Here is an 18795-nt window from a genome sequence, read left to right on the forward strand (position 1 = left end):
GGACCTCGTCCCGAGCGCTCCGGCAGCACCGCAAGCTTGCTGCCAAACAAGGAATGTCGCGGGTCAATAACCGTGACATGGGACACCACCCGATCGAGGATTGTGGCGCTCTGCAGTGCAGTCTGAACCGAAGACCATCGCAGTCTTCCTTGACGCCAGTCCATCCGGACAGAAGCGGGCAGCCGCCGCCTTAGCCCAGCGTTGTGGCGCGCATCTGGTAGGCGCGCATCTTGTCTTTGCGGATGCGACATTGTCCATGTCCTACGCCCGTGGCCACGATGCTATCAGCCAAGTGATCGTCCAGCTCGATGCTTCTGCAGAGGCCGCGGCCGTAATTGTGAAAGCGCAGTTTCAAGCGCTTTGCACCGAACTTAACGTCCCCAGAGAGTTTCGTCGCATCGGGCGCAAGGCGATCGATGCGTTGCTAAATTCTGGATTCCGGCATAGGAAGCAATCCAACCGGATTTAGCGGCGGGCTGACGCGGTTAGAAGATTTCAAAGAGGAAGAAACATGAAACATGAAATTCAGGCGTTGTTGTTGAGCTCCATCCTGATGTTTGGCGCAAACACTACTGGCCTTGCGCAAGACAAGACTGTCAAAATTGGAGTGCTCAGCGATCAGTCGGGCGTATACGCGGACCTCACTGGACCGGGGTCTACGCTCGCGGCACAGATGGGCTGTGGAAGACTCAGGTCTGCAAACCAAGGGTTGGACGATCGACGTCGTTTCCGCGGACCACCTAAATAAGCCAGACGTCGGCGCCAGTATCGCAAGGAAATGGTTCGATGTGGACAAGGTCGATATCATTGTCGACGTGCCGAACTCGGGAGTCGCCCTTGCAGTCAATAACATAGTCAAAGAGAAGAATGGTGTTTTTATCATCTCCGGTGGCGGAAGTTCCGATCTGACCAATGCCCAATGTACGCCGAATACCGTCCACTGGACCTATGACACCTATATGTTGGCCCACGGCACCGGCTCGGCACTGGCAAAAAGCGGTGGTGACACATGGTTCTTCCTCACCGCGGATTACGCTTTCGGAGCGGCACTCGAACGCGACACGGCAAATGCCGTGAAGGCTGCGGGTGGCAAGGTCCTCGGCGGAGTTAAACACCCGCTGAATTCTTCCGATTTTTCGTCCTTCCTGCTGCAAGCCCAGGCATCAAAAGCTAAAATCATCGGTCTCGCCAACGCCGGGGGCGATCTGACCAACTCAATCAAGCAAGCCTCCGAGTTTGGAATCGGCGGCGGCGATCAGAAGCTCGCGGCGCTGTTGATGTTCATTTCCGATGTCCATTCGCTTGGACTCGGCACGGCGCAGGGACTGAACCTCACCGAAACATTTTATTGGGACACAAACGACCAGACACGGGCCTTCTCCAGGCGCTTTCAGGCGCGCATGAAAACGCAGGCGATGCCAACTATGGTCCATGCCGGCGTCTATTCCGGCTTGCTGCACTACTTCAAGGCGCTTGAGGCGCTTGGGGGCAACCCGCACGATGGCGCCAAGGTCGTTGCCCAAATGAAGGAATTGCCGACCGACGACGCGCTGTTCGGCAAAGGAAGCATCGAGCCGAACGGACGTGCTATTCATCCAGCGTATCTGTTCGAGGTGAAGAAGCCGTCTGAGTCGAAAGGGCCTTGGGACTATTATAAACTAGTATCCACGATTCCGGCAGATCAGGCATTCCTGCCGCTTTCGGAAAGCACGTGCCCGCTCTCAAAAAAATAACTGCGCACATTAACCGACAGGGTTAATCCGACTGGAGATCAATTTATCGCGCTGCGTTAGTCGTGCGTGAGGAATGTTTCCAAACGCTATTTTAAGCGAAGTGGGCGCCAAGACGGCGCGAGCAAGGATTAGCGACAAGACGCGCAAAAGTTTCTCGACCCAGCGCAGGAGCAGGCTGAGTTTGTAGCCTGCGGCCGCCTCGCACGGTGTTCATGAGGTCGCCGTCACGGCCCTTGGGATAATTGCGGCGCATCCGGTGGTCCTCCTTGAGATGGCCGATCGCGGGCTCGACGGCGGCGCATCTCGCGGCGGATGACTTTGGTGAGCCGGCGGACCTGGCCGCTGATTCAGACCTTGAGCCGATCGGGATAGTTGTGGCCACGATAGCCCTTGTCGGCATGGATGCGGCATGCCGCGAGCCCGGTGAGTTTTTTCGAGATCGGCGATGACCGGACCGAGCGTATAGCCGGACGCTCGGACGGATCGCGGCCGAGCTTGGATTGAAGCTCCTCCAGATCGGTGAAGACGTCGGCCTGGCGCCGCAACTCGTCGGCGACTATCGGCGGCTGGCACGAAATCGTTGAGACCACAGTACCCGGACGCCGCGGCGCTGCACCGCTTCGACCACCGAGCGGAAATCGCCGTCGCCGGAAAACAGCACGATCTGATCGACATGCTCGGCGAGCTCCATCGCGTCGACCGAGAGCTCGATATCCATGTTGCCCTTCACCTTGCGGCGTCCGCTGGCGTCGATGAATTCTTTGGTCGCCTTGGTGACGACGGTGTAGCCGTTGTAATCGAGCCAATCGATCAAAGGTTTGATCGACGAAAACTCCTGATCCTCAACGATCGCGATGTAATAATGCGCGCGCACTAGTCTAGCGTGCCGCTACTCTGGAATTCCTTGAGGAGGCGCTTGTAATCGATGTCGAGGCCGAGTGTCTTGGCGGTTGCATAAAGATTATCTGAAATCGTACTCCGCAAGATAGCGTGCTTTGCTGCATCACCGTCCCTGTTCATAGCGGTGATCATCTTTTCAAGAACGGATTTGGCGCAGGCAACGGACATTTGCCAGATTCCTGGGATGGTTGTTAATCGGCGCGGGGTCCCGACGCCGATCGGCACGCTAAGCCATTGATCCATCTAGTGGTGGAGTGGCCACTCTTGGACACGATGACGTAATTGCGATCCGCGCTCGTGGCACGAAATCTCGGTTACCTTCGAGCTCTCGCAATCAATCGATTCGGAGGGCTTGTTATGAAGCAGTACGTTGGGCTGGACGTCTCGCAAAAGGAAACCTCGGTGTGCGTGGTCAGCGAGACGGGGCAGGTGATCTTCGAAGGAAAGGCCAAGTCTGATCCAGGCGCCCTGATTGCCGTAATTCGCAAGCACGCTCCGCATGCGGCACGCATTGGCTTCGAGACCGGATCGATGGCGAGCTGGCTTTGGCATGAACTGCGACGCGTTGACCTTCCTGTTGTTTGCATTGACGCGCGACATGCGCACGCGGCTTTGTCGGTACGCATGAATAAGAGCGACCAGAATGATGCTCGGGGGCTGGCTGAATTGGTGCGGGTCGGCTGGTATCGCGAGGTGAAGGTCAAGAGCGAAGAAAGCCAAAGGATCCGATCCATGCTTGTTGCGCGGTCCCGTCTCGTTGGCATTCGAAGAGATATTGAGAATCAGGTTCGCAGCATGATCAAAGAATATGGCCTGCTGTTCCGAAGAGCCGTTGGTCTCCAGTTCAGGAACGAGGTTGACTTGCTGGTGGGCGAAGGCCATCAACTCCGTGCCGTCATCGAGCCACTCTTGTTGATCCACGGGCAGGTATGCGAGCAGCAAAGCAAGTTCGACGACGAGGTACGTCGCCTAGCTAAGTCTGACGAAACGACCCGTCGTCTCATGACGGTGCCAGGCGTAGGCGTGGTGACGGCCTTGACGTTCCGTCACACGGTCGATGATCCATCGCGCTTTCATTCGGCATCCAGCGTCGGAGCCTATTTGGGTCTGACACCGCGACGCAATCAGTCTGGCGAAACTGACAGGAACGGCAGAATCTCGCGATGGGGCGACGGACTAATGCGTACCTACTTGTTCGAGGCCGCGACTGTTCTGCTTTATCGTACGAAAAAATGGTCTTCTCTGAAGGCTTGGGGGATGAAACTTGCCAAGCGGATTGGCATGAAAAAGGCGAAAGTGGCCATTGCACGCAAGATTGCCGTGATCCTTCATTGCATCTGGGTCGATGGGACTTCGTTCGAGTGGGGGGCGATGAAGGCGGCCTGAACGTCAACTCTTAAGTTCCTGGCCTGGTTCAACGGGCCGGCGATGTCCCGCTGGGACGGTGGTTGTGGTGACCTCGTTGAATAAGCTGGCGGCGGCTCGTCCGCACTCCGCTGGACACGTTGAGGCACCCGACCCGGACATCATCATGAGGCGCTTGGCGACCTCGGAAAGGACCATGACCCCAGCGCAGGCATCAATGAGATCACGTTGAAACAGCCAATCATGACTAATTGATCCCAACGCCGAGCCGGCAATCGCATTGACAGCCGCGCTTGCCGCTTCTCTGCAACCCCGTCCAGCTCCGGCGGGGCAAGCGCTACCGCCTGAGCAAGACGCGAGCTTGAAAAGGAGCTTGACTAAAACCCGCAATTAAAGGGCTTATTCACACGTCGCCATATGCGTTGCGACAGTTCGCGGCGTTTTTTAGACGGGGGCATGGCTGATTCGTTGGGTTAAATTAAGCGGCTCTCTTTTTGATGCTGCAAGCGTTGGGTTTGGATTGTGTCTCGTTTGGCCATCGTCGGCATAGCTTCTGGACGATAATGTTACGAAAAACGTCGTCCAGGATAGTGCTCAGATAGAAACAGCCCATTCGATGACTTTCGAATATATGAGGTCCATTTGTCAAAGTTGGTTCGTCGCGGGCGTTTTGTCTTTGAACTCTTCCGTGGCCTTCATCACGACGAAGGCAGGGCTAGCCCGTCTTCGCGGATTCGCGTTTGAAAACGCGGATTTTGAGATTTTTTGGACGGCTAAGTATCTGATTTGCAAAGGGTGACGTCTTCGATTCTGGCCGAAAACGGCTGTAGTGAAGACCTACCCGATTCCCAAGCGCTGCATGGTGCGGATAGATTCGCCGCATCATGTTTCTGCGACGCACTGAGCGAAAGAAGAACGGCAAGGCGCACAGCTATTGGAATGTCGTCGAGAACAAGCGTCTCGATGATGGCCGGGTGGTGCAGCGGCATTTACTGTATCTGGGCGAGATCAATTCCTCGCAGGCGGTTGCCTGGCGCAAGGCGATCGAGGTGTTCGACGAGGATGCCGGCCGCTCGCGGACGCTGGCGTTGTTCCCGGAGGACCAATGCGATGCGATTGCAAGCGACGGCTTCGTCGTTCAGCTTCGGCTGTCGCAGATGCGGCTTCAGCGTCCGCGGCAATGGGGTGCCTGCTGGCTGGCCGGGCAGTTGTGGCGCGAGCTTCAGCTCGATCGGTTCTGGGCCGATCGACTGCCGCCGAGCCGAAAGGGGACGCCGTGGGATCAGATCCTGCAGGTTCTCGCCACCTACCGGCTGATCGCTCCGGGCAGCGAGTGGCGGCTGCATCGCGAATGGTTCGGCAACAGTGCGATGGCCGATCTGCTCGGTGCCGACTTCGGCCTTGCGGAAGCGCATAAGCTTTATGCCTGTCACGATCTGCTGCTGGAGCACAAGGAAGCGCTGTTCTCGCATTTGGTGGGGCGCTGGCGCGATCTGTTCAACGCCGACTTCGACGTGCTGCTTTATGATCTGACCAGCACCTACTTCGAGGTCAACGCCTCGGACTTGCCGGAAGGTACCAAGCGCCGCCACGGCTATAGCCGCGACAAGCGGCCCGACTGTCCGCAAGTGGTGATCGCGCTGGTGGTGACGCCCGAAGGCTTGCCGCTGGCTTACGAGGTGCTGCCCGGCAACACTGCCGACAGCAAGACGCTGCGGATGTTCCTCGGCAAGATCGAACGGCAATACGGCAAGGCGCGGCGGGTCTGGGTGATGGATCGTGGCGTGCCGACCGAGGCGGTGCTGGCCGAGATGCGCAACAGCGATCCGCCAGTGCAGTATCTGGTGGGAACGCCGAAGGGACGCCTGAACCGGCTGGAGAAGCACCTGCTGGAAAAACCCTGGCAGGACGCGCGGGAAGGCGTGCAGGTCAAGCTTCTGGCTGAGGACGGCGAACTCTACGTCTTCGCCCAAAGCTCCGATCGGGTCAGCAAGGAACGCGCGATGCGGCGGCGGCAGCTGAAATGGCTGTGGAAGCGGATCCAGCAGATCGCCGCCATGGAAATCTCGCGCGAAGAACTGCTGATGAAACTCGGCGGCGCGCGCTCCAAAGCACCGGCCGCATGGCGCCTGGTCGATATCGAGATCGACAAGGAGCGCCCGAGCTTCAGCTTCGCCCTCAATCGCAAGAAACTGCTGATGACCCGGCGGCGCGAAGGTCGCTATTTGTTGCGCACCAATCTCAGCGACAATGATCCCGCCCAGCTATGGCAATACTACACGCAGCTCGTCGCCGTCGAAGAGGCCTTCCGCAATCTTAAAGGCGATTTGGCGGTCCGTCCGGTCTTCCATCAGGACGAGAAGCGGATCGAGGCCCACATCTTCATCGCCTTTCTGGCCTACTGCATGCAGATCACCCTGACCCGTCGTCTGCATGCCTTGGCGCCCGGACTGACTGCGCGTAGCGCGCTCGAAAAATTTGCCGCCATCCAGATGATCGACGTTCATCTGCCGACCACCGACGGACGCGAGATCCTGCTCACCCGCTACACCCACCCTGAACCCGAACTCCAACTCGTCATCGACCGGCTCAAGCTCCGCCTGCCGCCGCAGCCACCGCCAAGGATCACCACAGCCGCCGTCAACACGCCAACCGCCGTAGTGAAGACCTTCTGACCTAAGCCTTTGATTTATAACGAGCGGGTATCTTGAAAACCCGCCAATCCGCGAAGACGGGCTAGCGCGCATTGCATATGGTGACGAGCATGGCGCGCAAGTTTTTACGGTCACCCATCCGTTTCATCCGCTGCGAGGACAGACGTTCGAGCTGCTCGCCGTGCGCAACAACTGGGGCGGAGACCGCGTGTCATACGCAGGCCCCGAAGGGAGGCTGCGCACACTTCCGGTCGAATGGACTGACGTCATCGAGCCCGAACTCGTAGTCACGGTTGGTGCTGGTCGCGCCTTCTTCCGAGCTGATCGACTGCGTGAGCTGCGCAAGCTCATCGATGAGTGCCGGCGGCAGCAGGAGGAGGCGCCGTCATGTTAGGCAAATTATGTACAATATGTCTTGGTAAATATGTTCGTGCACTGGTAGCTACGGGCGGACAGATGTACGATTTCTTGCATGTAATCGCTGATATGTCCGGATATTGTTTGATTTTGCGATCTTCTCTCCTTGATGTGTGCTCGTGTATAGTATTTAATTATCAAGACACACAAGCGATTCGCGCTTCAAGGAGGCCGGATGGCATCAGATTCACGTCAGCGGGCGCGGCGCCGGCAGGCCTTGCAGGCACACGGCGCCACCCACCCCCGCCCTCAGGCCGTGACCGATGCGCTCTTTCGCGGCAGTGCGTTCTTCGACCCGAACGATCTGGTCCAGGTCAAGTACGAGATGCTACGCAGCGTCGAGAAGGAAGGCCGCGCCGTGGTGGATGCGGTAGAGGCCTTTGGACTGTCCCGGCCGGTCTACTACGTGACCTGGGGGCTGTTCAATCGCGAAGGTTTGCCGGGCCTGTTACCACGCAAACGCGGGCCGAAGCGGCCGCACAAACTTACCGAGGAGGCCCTTGCCGTTCTGGCGCAGGCCGTGCGCGAGGCCGAACGCATGCCAGGCGCTGCAGAGTTGGCCGAGCTTTTGGCCGAACGTTGCGGCATTCATGCCCACCCACGCAGCATCCTGCGACGTCTGCTCCCCTATCTGAACCGGCAGGAAAAAAAACGCTCACGATCGCCGAAGAAGCGGCTGCGCTCGATCCCGCGCAGTACGTAGCTCATTACGAGTTGCTTCGTTCACAGGTGATCGGCGCGAGAGCGAATCCGGGCGGGGCGAGCGCAGCAGGTCAGCCCCGCGGCGTGGGTCTTGCCTTGCTACTGTGCGAAGGGATGCCCGGGTGGCTCAGGGCACTGGAGGGCGTTATCCGTGCGTCAGGCGCGCTGCGCACCGCAAACGCCGCGGCGGCCGAACCTCCCAGCGCATACGGGGCTGCGCCGGAGTGGCTCGGCAGCGTGCCGCACCGCGACTTGACTGCGCTTCTGGCCAATCTGGTTCTCTCGACGCGTTGTGTAGAACACCCCATACCGAAGGAGGGATATCGATCATGCCAATGAACAGTGAGGCCTATCAAAAGATCACGGCCACGCATCTGTCGCGCATGGCATTCCTGTATGTGCGACAGTCGACGCTGCGCCAGGTCTTCGAGAACACCGAGAGTACGCAGCGCCAGTATGCGCTGCGCGATCGTGCCGTCGCGCTCGGTTGGCCGCTTGATCGGATCGTGGTCATCGACAGCGATCTCGGGCAATCCGGCGCCAGCGCGGCCGACCGCGAGGGCTTCCAGCGTCTGGTCAGCGAGGTTGGCCTGGGCCGTGTCGGGATCGTACTCGGACTTGAAGTATCGCGCCTCGCGCGCAACAACACCGACTGGCATCGACTGCTCGAGCTGTGCGCACTCGCTGACACACTGATTCTGGATGAAGACGGGCTGTATGATCCGGCGCACTTCAATGACCGTCTACTCCTCGGCTTAAAAGGAACCATGAGTGAAGCCGAACTTCATGTGCTCAAGGCGCGACTTCGCGGTGGCATCCTCAGCCGCGCCCGCCGCGGCGAGCTCAAGCAGATGGTCCCGGTCGGCTTTGTGCATGATGCGCAGGAGCGCGTTATCCTTGATCCGGACCTCCAGGTGCAGGCAGCCGTACGGCTATTCTTCGACACCTTCAGGCGCACAGGCTCCTGTTTGGCAGTGGTCAAGGAGTTCCACGCGAAGGAACTGCTGTTCCCGCGCCGTTTGGGAAGTGGCGCGCACAAGGGCGAACTCGTGTGGGCAGAACTCCTGCATTGTCGCGCTCGGCAGATTATCCATAATCCGCGCTATGCTGGGGCCTTCGTGTTCGGTCGCACCAAACACCGTCGTCTGCCGAGCGGAAAGTACTCCTCGCGGCAAGTTCCAAGCGAGGAGTGGATCCTGCTGCGCGACATCCATCCGGGCTATATAAGCTGGGAGGAATACCGATCGAACCTGGACCGTGTGAAGGGTAATGCGCTGGCCTGGAGCACCGATCGGGATCGGGGCCCGGCGCGCGAGGGGACGGCCTTGCTGCAAGGTCTTGTGATCTGCGGGAGCTGCGGCGAGCGCATGTCGGTGCGTTACCACTCTCACCGCAACCAACAAGTGCCGACCTACTGGTGTGGCCGGCGCCCGATGCACCGAGGCGAGATCGGTCTGTGTCAGACGGTGCATGGCGGCGCACTCGATGCTGCGATCGGCGATATCCTGATCGAGGCGATGACGCCACTGGCGGTCGACGTCGCTCTCAGCGTGCAGCAGGAGCTCGCCAGCCGTCAGGAGGAAGCAGACCGGTTGCGCCGTCAGCACGTGGAGCGAGCGAAGTATGACTCAGAACTCGCGCAGCGTCGCTTCCTCAAGGTCGATCCCGACAACCGCCTGGTGGCCGATGCCCTGGAAGCCGACTGGAATACGAAGCTTCGTGCGCTCGCCGCGGCACAGGAAGCATACAACAAAGCCTCGGCGGCCGATGTAAGTGTCGTGACCGATGCCGAGCGTACCGAGCTGATGGCTCTCGCCACCGACTTCCCCCGCCTCTGGCGCAATCCGCGTACGCAGATGAAAGACAAGAAGCGCATGCTGCGCCTGCTAATCGAGGACGTGACGCTCAGCAAGGGCGATACGCTGCATGTGGATATCCGCTTCGTCGGCGGCGCGACGCGCTCGTTGGATCTGCCGCTGCCGAAGTCGTGCGTCGAGTTGCGCACGACAGACGCCGCCGTGATCGAGGAGATCAACCGCCTCATCGACACCTACACGGACAAAGAGATCGCCGATCTGCTCAACGAGCGAGGCGTGCGGACCGTCGTGAGCACGCCTTGGACAGCTGCGCGGATCGGGCGGCTTCGCCATAGCTACCACCTCATCGATCGGCAGACACGCCTGCTCGCGCAGGGACTGCTGACTCCGCAGGACGTCGCAGCTCGCTACAACGTTGTGGTCTCGACCGTCCACCTGTGGCGCCGACGTGGCCTGCTACGCGCACATCCGGTCAACGATCGCGGCGACTTCCTCTATGAGATTCCGCCAGAGGACCTGCCGGCGAAGTTCGCCCACAAGCGCGACTGCCAGGTCGATCCTGTAACTTCATCCTCACGTAACTGACGAGGTGCAATATGAGTCTGAGCCCTTGTCCTTTGGCCGCCTCGGCCTCGCCGCCAGGATCGCCGTGCCATAATGGCCGGCCATCTCGGCATAGGTTCGATTGATCCCGGGATCGTAACGATCGGGGTTGGTCACGGCGGCCTTGAGATTATCGCAGACCACGAACTTCGGCACGCCGCCGAGATACCTGAACAGGTTGGCATGCACGCCGATCCAGTCGGACAGGCTCTCGCTTGGGCAGGCCTCGGCGTAGGTGTAGTTCGAGGCCCCCATCGCCGCGACGAACAGCTTCATGGCGCGCACTTCGCCGGTGATGGGATCGAAGATGTCGATGGTGTCGCCGGCGAAATCGACGAACACCTTCTCCCCACCGATGTGGGTCTGACGCATGCTCGGCCGCGCCCGCTGCTTCCAGGCCTCAAAGGTCGTGCAAAACCAGGTATAGCCAAAGCCGTCGGGATTGGCGGCGCGATACTCTTCCCACAACAGCAGCCGTGTCACGCTGCGACGGCGCAGTTCCTTCTCCACATAAACCCAATCGGGGGCCGGTCGCCGGTCGCTTTGCGAGGCCGCCGTCGGCGCCGGGAACAGCAACAGCTCCAGGCCTTCGTCGTCCATGCCCTCCGGCAGTGGCCAGCTCAGCCCCGCAAGGCGGGCGCGCCGCACATAACCATGCACGACGCCATTGCTCACTCCCAACATGTGCGCAATGACGCGCTCGGTCAGGCCCTGGTGCCTCAAACGTAGAACTTCTCTGATCCGGCGCATCGACAATCTCTGGGTAGGCATCAGGCTTCCTCATTGGTTGAATGAGAAACCCGTAGCCCGGTTGAGTTGTCGGCCGAAGCGTCCGGCACCGCCAAAAGGTGCTCACGATCGCCTGAAATCGCTGCTCACGATCCTCTGAAATCGTTGCTCACGATGCGGTGAAATCCATGCTCACGATCCCGCGAAACACGCACGATGAGCGACCGCTTCGCGCCAGAAGTGGTCGTACCTTATCAATTGGCCATCTCCGGCCGATCTCGGGCATCCAGCATCGCCTCGATGATACGCGTAAGGCGTCGAATCGAACCGCCTTTCCAGAGATTCTGGATCATGTTGATTTCCATGGTGTCGAAGGGCGCGATCCATTCGTGCGACATTCCACGCCGCTCCGAGATCCCGCGAACAACAGCCGGCAGCACAGCGTGTAAATGCTCGGCGCGCGGCTCCTCCATATAAAGGATTCGAAATCTGTCCAGCAGAGCGGGATGTACCATCGACAAGTCGTTTGCAGTGGCCAGCCAAAACACGCGAGACAGGTCGACTTCTCCCTCCAGATAAGGGGCGAAAGAATTCGACGAACTAAGTGGCTCGAGCATCGCGAGCAGGAGAGCAGGACATCGCTTAGCGAGCCATTTCGGCGATTTGAGCCGTCTGCGGATTTATCGATTTCGTCTAGGATTTGGACAACATTCCCGACACCATGTTGGCATATTGTTTGAAGCGGAACGCTGGCTCGTCCGGTCGCCCACTGACGCGACGTTCCTCCATACGACGAGTCCGATGCCCCGCCACACGGGACAATTCGGTAGGGCAAATGCATTGTTTGGCAAATACGGATGGCCAGGAAAGTCTTCGAGACTCCCGGCTTTCCACAAATTAGCGTCGGCCGCCACTTTACCGTGCGCGAAGCCGCTGTGTCGCGCAAGATTGTATCGATAATCAGCTGCGCATGCGGCACCTCGGATACCAGTTGTCGATAGACCTTCTGGATGTTTCCGGTCGATACGAGCGGAACGTCCTTGCCAACCCATGAGGCCCAGTCCGCGTGCAACTCCTTGGTGCCGAGTCCCTGGCCTTGTGCGATTGAGCGAACGACGACGATGGCACTCTCGTCGACTGCGGTCGCCTCGCATGCCTTGTCCGCAGCAGTGATTAAGCGCCTCGCCTCCTTGCTGGTGGCCAGGGAGGCACGCCACAGCGCTTCGAAGGTGCGCTGGGCGCCTTCCGCATCGCCCTCTCGAACGACGACGACTTTCCTAACTGCCCAAGCCAGATCCGCCGCAATTGCATCGAGGCGCGATGCAAGTGATTCCGCAAGCAAAACGTCGACATCCGGCAAACCCAGTGCCCGCGCCGATGAGAGAGCCGCGGGATGAGCAATCGCGGATCGCTCGGCCCAGCCCAACGCCGCGACGAGCATCGGCCATCCGCCCGCGCGGTTCAGGTTCATCAGCGCAAAACCGGCGCTCCACGAAGCCAGCTTCGCCGCAGCGGCAGGATCGCCCAGATGGGCTGCGTAGATGTGAAGACGAAAGCGAACGCGCGCGACCATTTCTGTCAACCGGGCGGCAAGCGGGTCGTCCTGGTCGTCCGGCAGCGACAGCAGGTCTAGCGTATCCAGTGCTGCGTTTAGGCCGAACACCGTGAAGCCTGCACCGATGGTGAGAGTGCCCATCAGTGCCATTAAACCTTCAACGGACGGCAGCGCGTCTGAATGGGACGTTATCTCTTGGGTTGCCCACGTCCGACAATCCTGGCGCAGTTGCTCGCTGCGTTCGGCGTCTGAGGGTTCGAGCGCAGAGGCAGAGCCCGGGCAGATCAACGACGCAAATGTCGCAATGCCAACCGTGTCGCCGTCGATGAAACTCAACCCCGACGGGACGTCGCGAAGGAAACTTCCAATGACCGTGCGGAATTGCGGCGCGGCAACGCTCGCCTTTGGGCGCCCAGCCACGAAGCCGCGCCATCTTCGTCGAAAGGCCGCTCTCATCGATGAAAATCAGCCGTTCGGGGTCAAGATCGCCTTGGCCGTCCAACCAATTCTCGCGCGCCGCCTTCACATCTGCGCGCGCTTGCTCGCTGGCATGGGCGGTCTTTTTTTGTACGTCTGGCCGCGCCGGTCGAGAAGCTTCCACACCACGGTCCTCACAACCGTGACCGCGCGTTCGTCCCGCAACCGCTCGACCATCTCGTCAAGCGTCGTGTCAGGCGCCTCGGCAAGCACGCTCAGAATGAAATTCGCATGCGCATCAAGCACGGCGCCCTTCGGCTGGCCCTGTTTGGCAGGGCGAACCGCGCGCGCTTCAGCCGTGCCCATGTCCCGGCCGTCGCAATCCCGATCGCAAACTGCGCTGCCGCCTGACGCGTCGATAACCCTCTTTCGATCGCCCCAACCATAGGATCGCGTGGTGCTCCTCCCGGGTTGGGCGGCTGCATCTATCGGCTGCGAACCGATGTCGCCGGCTTGTCGCGTATCCCGCTATCGAGTTGATGCGCATGACAAGCTGCTGCTGGTTTTATAGATCCCAAGTGTGCGGTGTTTCATGAAACCGAAGTGGGTTCATGCGGAAACGAAAATTCGCCTTATTGACGGCCGACCCGGTAGTTTTGCATGATGGCTGCGTCAGTACGCCGTATGGCGTGGTGGCACAAACGGATTGAATCGGCGCGAGTCTCCTACTTTAGCCTAGCGCTTGCGCCAATTCCGGAACCGCCTGATACAAATCCGCGACCAGGCCGTAATCGGCAACCTGGAAGATCGGCGCGTCTTCATCCTTGTTGATCGCGACAATGACCTTGGAATCCTTCATGCCGGCGAGATGCTGGATCGCCCCGGAAATACCGATCGCAACATAGAGTTCCGGCGCCACCACCTTGCCGGTCTGGCCGACCTGCCAGTCGTTTGGGGCGTAGCCGGCATCGACCGCGGCGCGCGACGCGCCGACCGCGGCGCCGAGCTTGTCGGCCAGCGGCTCGATATATTTGGCGAAATTCTCGCGGCTCTGCATGGCGCGGCCGCCGGAGACGATGATCTTTGCCGAAGTCAGTTCAGGACGGTCGCTCTTGGCAACTTCCTCGCCGACAAAGCTGGAAAGACCGGGATCGGCCGCTAGAGCCGCATTCTCGACCGGCGCGCTGCCGCCCTCGCCAGCGGCCGCGAATGTCGAGGTCCGCACCGTGATCACCTTCTTGGCGTCCTTCGATTTCACGGTCTGGATCGCGTTGCCGGCATAGATCGGCCGCTCGAACGTGTCGGGCGAAACCACCTTGATGATTTCCGACACCTGCATCACGTCAAGCAGGGCGGCCACCCGCGGCATCACGTTCTTGAAGCGCGAGGTCGCGGGCGCGACGAAGGCGTCATAGCCAGGGGCCAGCGCGACGATCAGGGCCGCCAGCGGCTCGGCGAGATCGTGGGCATAGGCGGCATTGTCCGCCAGCAGCACCTTCTTGACTCCGACCAGCCTGGCCGCCGCGTCGGCGGCGGCCTTGGCGTTTTCGCCGGCGACCAGCACATGCACTTCGCCGCCCAGCGCGGCAGCGGCGGTCAGCGCCTTGTTGGTGGAGTCCTTGATCGACGCATTGTCGTGTTCAGCAATCAACAGCGTGGTCATCAGAGAACCCCGGCTTCATTCTTGAGTTTCGACACCAGCTCGGCGACGTCCTTGACCTTGACGCCTCCCTTGCGGCCCGGCGGCTCCGAAGTTTTGAGAATTTCGAGATGGGCGGTGAGATCGACGCCGTAATCGGATGCGCTCTTGTCGGCGATCGGCTTCTTCTTTGCCTTCATGATGTTGGGCAGGCTGGCGTAGCGCGGCTCGTTCAGCCGCAGGTCGGTCGTTACGATCGCCGGGCCCTTCAGTTTCAAGGTCTGCAGGCCGCCATCGACTTCGCGCGTCACCTTGAAATCGGTTCCATCGACTTCGAGCTTGGAGGCGAAGGTCGCCTGCGACCATCCGAGCAGCGCCGCCAGCATCTGGCCGGTCTGGTTCGAGTCGTCGTCGATCGCCTGCTTGCCGAGAATGATCAGGCCGGGCTTCTCTTCGTCGGCAATGGACTTGAGAATCTTCGCCACCGCCAGCGGTTCGACATTGCCCTCCGCCTTGACCAGAATGCCGCGGTCGGCACCCATCGCGAGCCCGGTCCGGATGGTTTCGGCCGCCTGCGCCGGGCCGATCGACACCACCACCACCTCGGTCGCCTTGCCGGCTTCTTTCAGCCGCAGGGCCTCCTCGACGGCGATTTCATCGAACGGATTCATCGACATCTTGACGTTGGACAGTTCGACGCCCGATCCATCGCTCTTGACGCGGACCTTGACGTTGTAATCGACCACCCGCTTTACCGGTACCAGGACCTTCACGCTTATTAAAGCCCTCTTTTTTAGATTCTAACTAACGACCGTTCGATATCCGATCTGGTCGAAAAGGCGGTGGCTTGTCAAGGTTTACATAGGCCGTCTCAAGCGGTCAGGTCACAGTGATCCCACCGCTGCCTAGCCGATGCTGCCAAATACCATCGCTGTCCCATCTGGTCGATGCCGCGTTCACACTATGACTTCGGCCGGGTCAACCCGACGCTCAAAGGCTGGAGTTCGTTCAGCCAAAACGGGTTGCTTCGCACGGGATCTCTGCTCCTGGATAGAGCAGCAGAGAATCTGGAGCGTTCTATGAGGCCGCGCTCACGCGAGGGCGCGGCAGGCGCTTATGACGCGACCTCATTGGAGCCGGACTGAACACGAAGGGTGCGGGAGTATATGCGCGGTTTTGCAGCTATGGTCATTGTTCGAGATCGCAAGGCCCGATCTGCTGGCTCAGCGCGTAACACAGAGACACGAGATGTACGCATCGGAGAAGAGTTGAGGTCAGACGCGCTTCGCCGGAGATCGCGGTTGACTTTCTGCTACATCGAATGGTTGTCGCTCCTCTGTGTGGCCGCACGGATTTGGGAATGTTCGCGATGATCGAGACTCTGGGAGCGGAATGACGAATGATGATCGTCGTGCAGAGCATGAGCTGGCTCGCGATGTGTCGCATCGGAACGGCGATGTTCGAGGGCTGGAGCGGCTAAAGCTGTGTCGAAAGCGCTCGATGATGCGCATGACGCCACCATAATCAGGAGAGGCGGGAACCTCGGCCCTGGTCTGAGCGCTCGAATCCACGTGCAACGATTCGCTATTGTTTTGCGCTGTCCGCTCATGACTAAGAATGGAGCGGCAAAGGGCAAGCTTGGCGGCGCGGTGGCGGTTGGCCATGAAGCCGAAGTGGCGGATGCGGTGGAACCCGTCGGGCAGCGTATGAAGAAGGAAGCGGCGAATGAACTCGTCGGGCCTGAGCTTCATGATTTTTGTTGCGCTGTTTTGGCGATAGTCCTTCCAGGTAAAGGCGACATGATCGTCGTCGAAAGCGACGAGCCGGCTGTAGGCGATCGCAACGCGATGGGTGTAGCGGCCGAGATAGGCCAAGACCTGTGTGGGGTCGCCGAAGGGTCGCTTGGCGTAGACGACCCAGTTGATGCGTTGCATGGCAGTGATGCAACCCCTGAAGGCATCGAGCGCGGCCAGAGACCCAAGGTCACCGAAGAACGTAAGGCGCCGACGCTGAAGGCTGCTGACAGACGTTTGAGGAAAAGTGTGCGAAACAGTCTGAACAGCGGTTTGACGGCCAAGAAGAAGTTTCACCCGCAGCCGTCCTAGGCTCAACACGGAGATGATAACATGAGCGCAATCGGCTTTCAGCTTCCCGAAGACGTGGTTGCGGTACGCGACGGGGTCCTGCGGTTTGTCGAAGCCGAGGTTCTCCCGCGGCTGCAGCACAACCACGCGCTGCTCGATGATTCGCGCCGCACTTATACGGTTGACGGTCGTTATGCGCCGGAGGTGCGCGCGCTGATCCGCGAGGTGCGTATGGCGTCAGCGGCAGCCGGCTTCTATGCGATGTGCGCACCGGTCGCTCTCGGCGGCGGCGGCCTTGGCCATCTTGCCTATTACGTCGCGTGGGAGGCGATTTACAGGCGAATTGGCGGCCCCGCGATCCTAACCCCATGGGTGATAGCGCATTGGGCGTTTGGGCCAAGCGCAATGCTGATGCAGGCGACACCGGAAGCCCAGGCGCGTTGTCTCGACGACATGGTCGCGGGGCGCACCTCGATGTGTTTCGGCCTTTCGGAGCCCGGCGCAGGCTCCGACGCCACTATGATCACGACCCGCGCAGTCAAGGACGGCGACGGCTGGCGCATCACAGGCCGCAAACTCTGGACCACAAACTCACCTACCGCCGAATGGTGCGTCGTATTCGCCGTCACGGATCTGGACAAAGCGAGGCGCAAAGCCGGCGGCATCAGCGGCTTTCTGGTGCCGACCGACGCGGCAGGCTTCGCTGTGGAAAGCGTGGTGCGGCTGTTCGGTCATCCGGGCGGCCACGAAGGCGCACTGGTTCTGGAGGATGTCAGGGTCGAGCCGTGGCAACTCGTCGGCACGCTGGATGACGGTTTCAAGCTCGCGCTGTACGGCGTATCGCTCGGGCGGGTCTATAACTCCGCGCGCGCCGTTGGGCAAGGCCGCTGGGCAGTTGAGAAAGCACTGGACTACGTGAAACAGCGCGAGGCTTTCGGCGCCAAAATCGCAGAGTATCAGGGCGTCTCGTTTCCACTCGCTCGCGCTGCAACCGAACTGCACGCCGCACATCTGATGGGACTCAATGCCGCAATGCTGCTCGATCGTGGCGAGCGGGCTGTGAAGGAATTGTCGATGGCCAAAGCATACGCCGTGCAGGTAGGCTATCGGGCTGTCGATCAGGCGATACAGGCCCACGGCGCCATGGGCCTCACCAACGAGGTGGGCCTCGTCCATGCCTTGCAGGATTTGCGAATCATCAACATTGCCGACGGCACCAACGAAATCCTGGCACGCACCATAGCCCAGCGGCTGCTGGCCGGCGATATCGAGTTGTAGCCGGCCAGACCAATGGGACAAGGCCCGGCTCGCTTGCAAGAGGCCGATCCGTCTATTACGGTCGGATCGTCATGATGTATCGTCCGAGGTTTGAGTCGTTCTCTGGCCGCCCATTGAAAGTAGTTTCAGAGCTTCGCAATGTTGCCCGAACAGCCTTGTTGGTCTATTACAAGGGCATTACTCATCTGGTGCAAAAGCTGGGCTTTGTACGGTGATGCCATTCGGGTTTAAGCGAGCAAGATTTGAAATCTTCATCGGGAATGAAGCGGGTTGCCAAGCGCGAGCCCAAGCGTAAAAAAGTCGCACTTTCCGTGCCGCCGAAATCGCAGGTTTCACGTGACCTTATCCTTCGGGTCGCAGCACAGCTTTTTCGGCAGCAGGGCTATTCCGCAACGACACTTCGACAGATCGCTGACAAGGCGGGAATGAAGGCAGGCAGCATCTATTACCACTTTGATTCGAAAACCGCGATATTGGACGAAATCCTCGAACTCGGGTTGCAACGCATATTCGATGCAGTAAAGGCAAGCGTGAATGACCTTGGCAAGGGGTCGCACCGGAACAAGATCAGCGCCGCGATCAAAGCTCATCTCGTCACCCTGCTGCAAGAGAGCGACTATACCTCCGCCAATATGCGTGTCTACGGGCAGTTGCCCGAACGCATCAAGAAGCGACATCGTCCACTGCGCCGCGCCTATGGCAAATATTGGGATGACATGCTGGTGGATGCGCAGCGTGCCGGCGAAATCCGCCCGGAGATATTGATTGTTCCCCTACGCAGGTTTATTCTTGGTGCTATGAATTGGACAGTTGAGTGGTTTGATGCGCGAAAAAATAGCTCGGTGCAAGACTTGGCGGACCGCACCACGTTGTTAATCTTCAATGGTATTTTGCCACACTAA

13 protein-coding genes and 4 pseudogenes are annotated in these 18795 nt (G+C 59.8%); 9 read left to right on the plus strand and 8 right to left on the minus strand.

The window, feature by feature from the left end:
* Nucleotides 1–115: 115 nt before the first annotated feature.
* Nucleotides 116–469 (plus strand): hypothetical protein, encoded by a 354-nt coding sequence (locus tag JQ621_RS09835; protein WP_212234213.1) that lies wholly within the window; start codon nucleotides 116–118, stop codon nucleotides 467–469.
* A 42-nt stretch (nucleotides 470–511) separates the two neighbouring features.
* Nucleotides 512–1733: pseudogene (locus tag JQ621_RS09840) on the plus strand (ABC transporter substrate-binding protein).
* Nucleotides 1734–1844: 111 nt separating this feature from the next.
* On the opposite strand, the pseudogene JQ621_RS35415 reads toward JQ621_RS09840, so the two are convergent.
* A pseudogene (locus JQ621_RS35415) lies at nucleotides 1845–2201 on the minus strand (IS5/IS1182 family transposase); the annotation flags it as partial.
* A pseudogene (locus tag JQ621_RS09845) lies at nucleotides 2192–2753 on the minus strand (LabA-like NYN domain-containing protein); the annotation flags it as partial. The pseudogenes JQ621_RS09845 and JQ621_RS35415, both read right to left, overlap by 10 nt.
* A 237-nt stretch (nucleotides 2754–2990) precedes the next feature.
* Here JQ621_RS09845 and JQ621_RS09850 point away from each other — a divergent pair.
* The 5 genes from JQ621_RS09850 to JQ621_RS09870 all read left to right on the plus strand — a co-directional run bounded on the left by JQ621_RS09850 (nucleotide 2991) and on the right by JQ621_RS09870 (nucleotide 10173).
* Nucleotides 2991–4019, plus strand: a complete 1029-nt coding sequence (locus JQ621_RS09850; protein ID WP_212234214.1) for an IS110 family RNA-guided transposase — start codon at nucleotides 2991–2993, stop codon at nucleotides 4017–4019.
* 863 nt (nucleotides 4020–4882) lie between these two features.
* Complete coding sequence (locus JQ621_RS09855; RefSeq protein ID WP_212234215.1) at nucleotides 4883–6673, plus strand: IS1634 family transposase; 1791 nt, start codon at nucleotides 4883–4885, stop codon at nucleotides 6671–6673.
* A gap of 70 nt (nucleotides 6674–6743) precedes the next feature.
* Entirely contained in the window at nucleotides 6744–7046 is a 303-nt protein-coding gene (locus JQ621_RS09860) for a DUF5372 family protein (RefSeq protein WP_212234319.1), read from the plus strand.
* A gap of 198 nt (nucleotides 7047–7244) precedes the next feature.
* The gene (locus tag JQ621_RS09865; protein WP_212234216.1) at nucleotides 7245–7772 is read left to right on the plus strand and encodes a helix-turn-helix domain containing protein; all 528 of its coding nucleotides are present in this window, start codon (nucleotides 7245–7247) and stop codon (nucleotides 7770–7772) included.
* Nucleotides 7773–8100: 328 nt separating this feature from the next.
* Nucleotides 8101–10173, plus strand: a complete 2073-nt coding sequence (locus tag JQ621_RS09870) for a recombinase family protein (protein WP_249125030.1) — start codon at nucleotides 8101–8103, stop codon at nucleotides 10171–10173.
* Nucleotides 10174–10197: 24 nt separating this feature from the next.
* On the opposite strand, the pseudogene istA reads toward JQ621_RS09870, so the two are convergent.
* The 6 genes and pseudogenes from istA to JQ621_RS36125 all read right to left on the minus strand — a co-directional run.
* Nucleotides 10198–10962 (minus strand): annotated as a pseudogene (gene istA, locus JQ621_RS09875) (IS21 family transposase); the annotation flags it as partial.
* 307 nt (nucleotides 10963–11269) lie between these two features.
* Nucleotides 11270–12895: a hypothetical protein gene (locus JQ621_RS09880; protein ID WP_212234217.1), complete on the minus strand. Its 1626-nt coding sequence runs from the start codon at nucleotides 12893–12895 to the stop codon at nucleotides 11270–11272.
* 102 nt (nucleotides 12896–12997) lie between these two features.
* Nucleotides 12998–13198, minus strand: coding sequence for a hypothetical protein (locus JQ621_RS09885; protein ID WP_212234218.1), 201 nt, complete (start codon nucleotides 13196–13198; stop codon nucleotides 12998–13000).
* Nucleotides 13199–13622: 424 nt separating this feature from the next.
* Nucleotides 13623–14555 (minus strand): electron transfer flavoprotein subunit alpha/FixB family protein, encoded by a 933-nt coding sequence (locus JQ621_RS09890; protein ID WP_212234219.1) that lies wholly within the window; start codon nucleotides 14553–14555, stop codon nucleotides 13623–13625.
* Nucleotides 14555–15304 carry an electron transfer flavoprotein subunit beta/FixA family protein gene (locus JQ621_RS09895; protein WP_212234220.1) on the minus strand — a complete coding sequence of 250 codons (750 nt, stop codon included), beginning with the start codon at nucleotides 15302–15304 and terminating at the stop codon, nucleotides 14555–14557. Before JQ621_RS09895 ends, JQ621_RS09890 begins: the two co-directional genes overlap by 1 nt.
* A gap of 501 nt (nucleotides 15305–15805) precedes the next feature.
* The gene (locus tag JQ621_RS36125) at nucleotides 15806–16762 is read right to left on the minus strand and encodes an IS91 family transposase (RefSeq protein ID WP_464165370.1); all 957 of its coding nucleotides are present in this window, start codon (nucleotides 16760–16762) and stop codon (nucleotides 15806–15808) included.
* Between JQ621_RS36125 and JQ621_RS09905 the strand changes: the two genes are divergently transcribed.
* Complete coding sequence (locus tag JQ621_RS09905) at nucleotides 16658–17893, plus strand: acyl-CoA dehydrogenase family protein (RefSeq protein ID WP_212234222.1); 1236 nt, start codon at nucleotides 16658–16660, stop codon at nucleotides 17891–17893. The genes JQ621_RS36125 and JQ621_RS09905 overlap by 105 nt on opposite strands.
* Before the next feature lie 242 nt (nucleotides 17894–18135).
* On the plus strand, nucleotides 18136–18795 hold the full coding sequence (locus JQ621_RS09910; protein WP_211376000.1) for a TetR/AcrR family transcriptional regulator: 660 nt from the start codon (nucleotides 18136–18138) through the stop codon (nucleotides 18793–18795).

Origin of the sequence: Bradyrhizobium manausense (assembly GCF_018129685.1) — a bacterium.
GTDB classification, from domain to species: Bacteria; Pseudomonadota; Alphaproteobacteria; order Rhizobiales; family Xanthobacteraceae; genus Bradyrhizobium; species Bradyrhizobium manausense_D.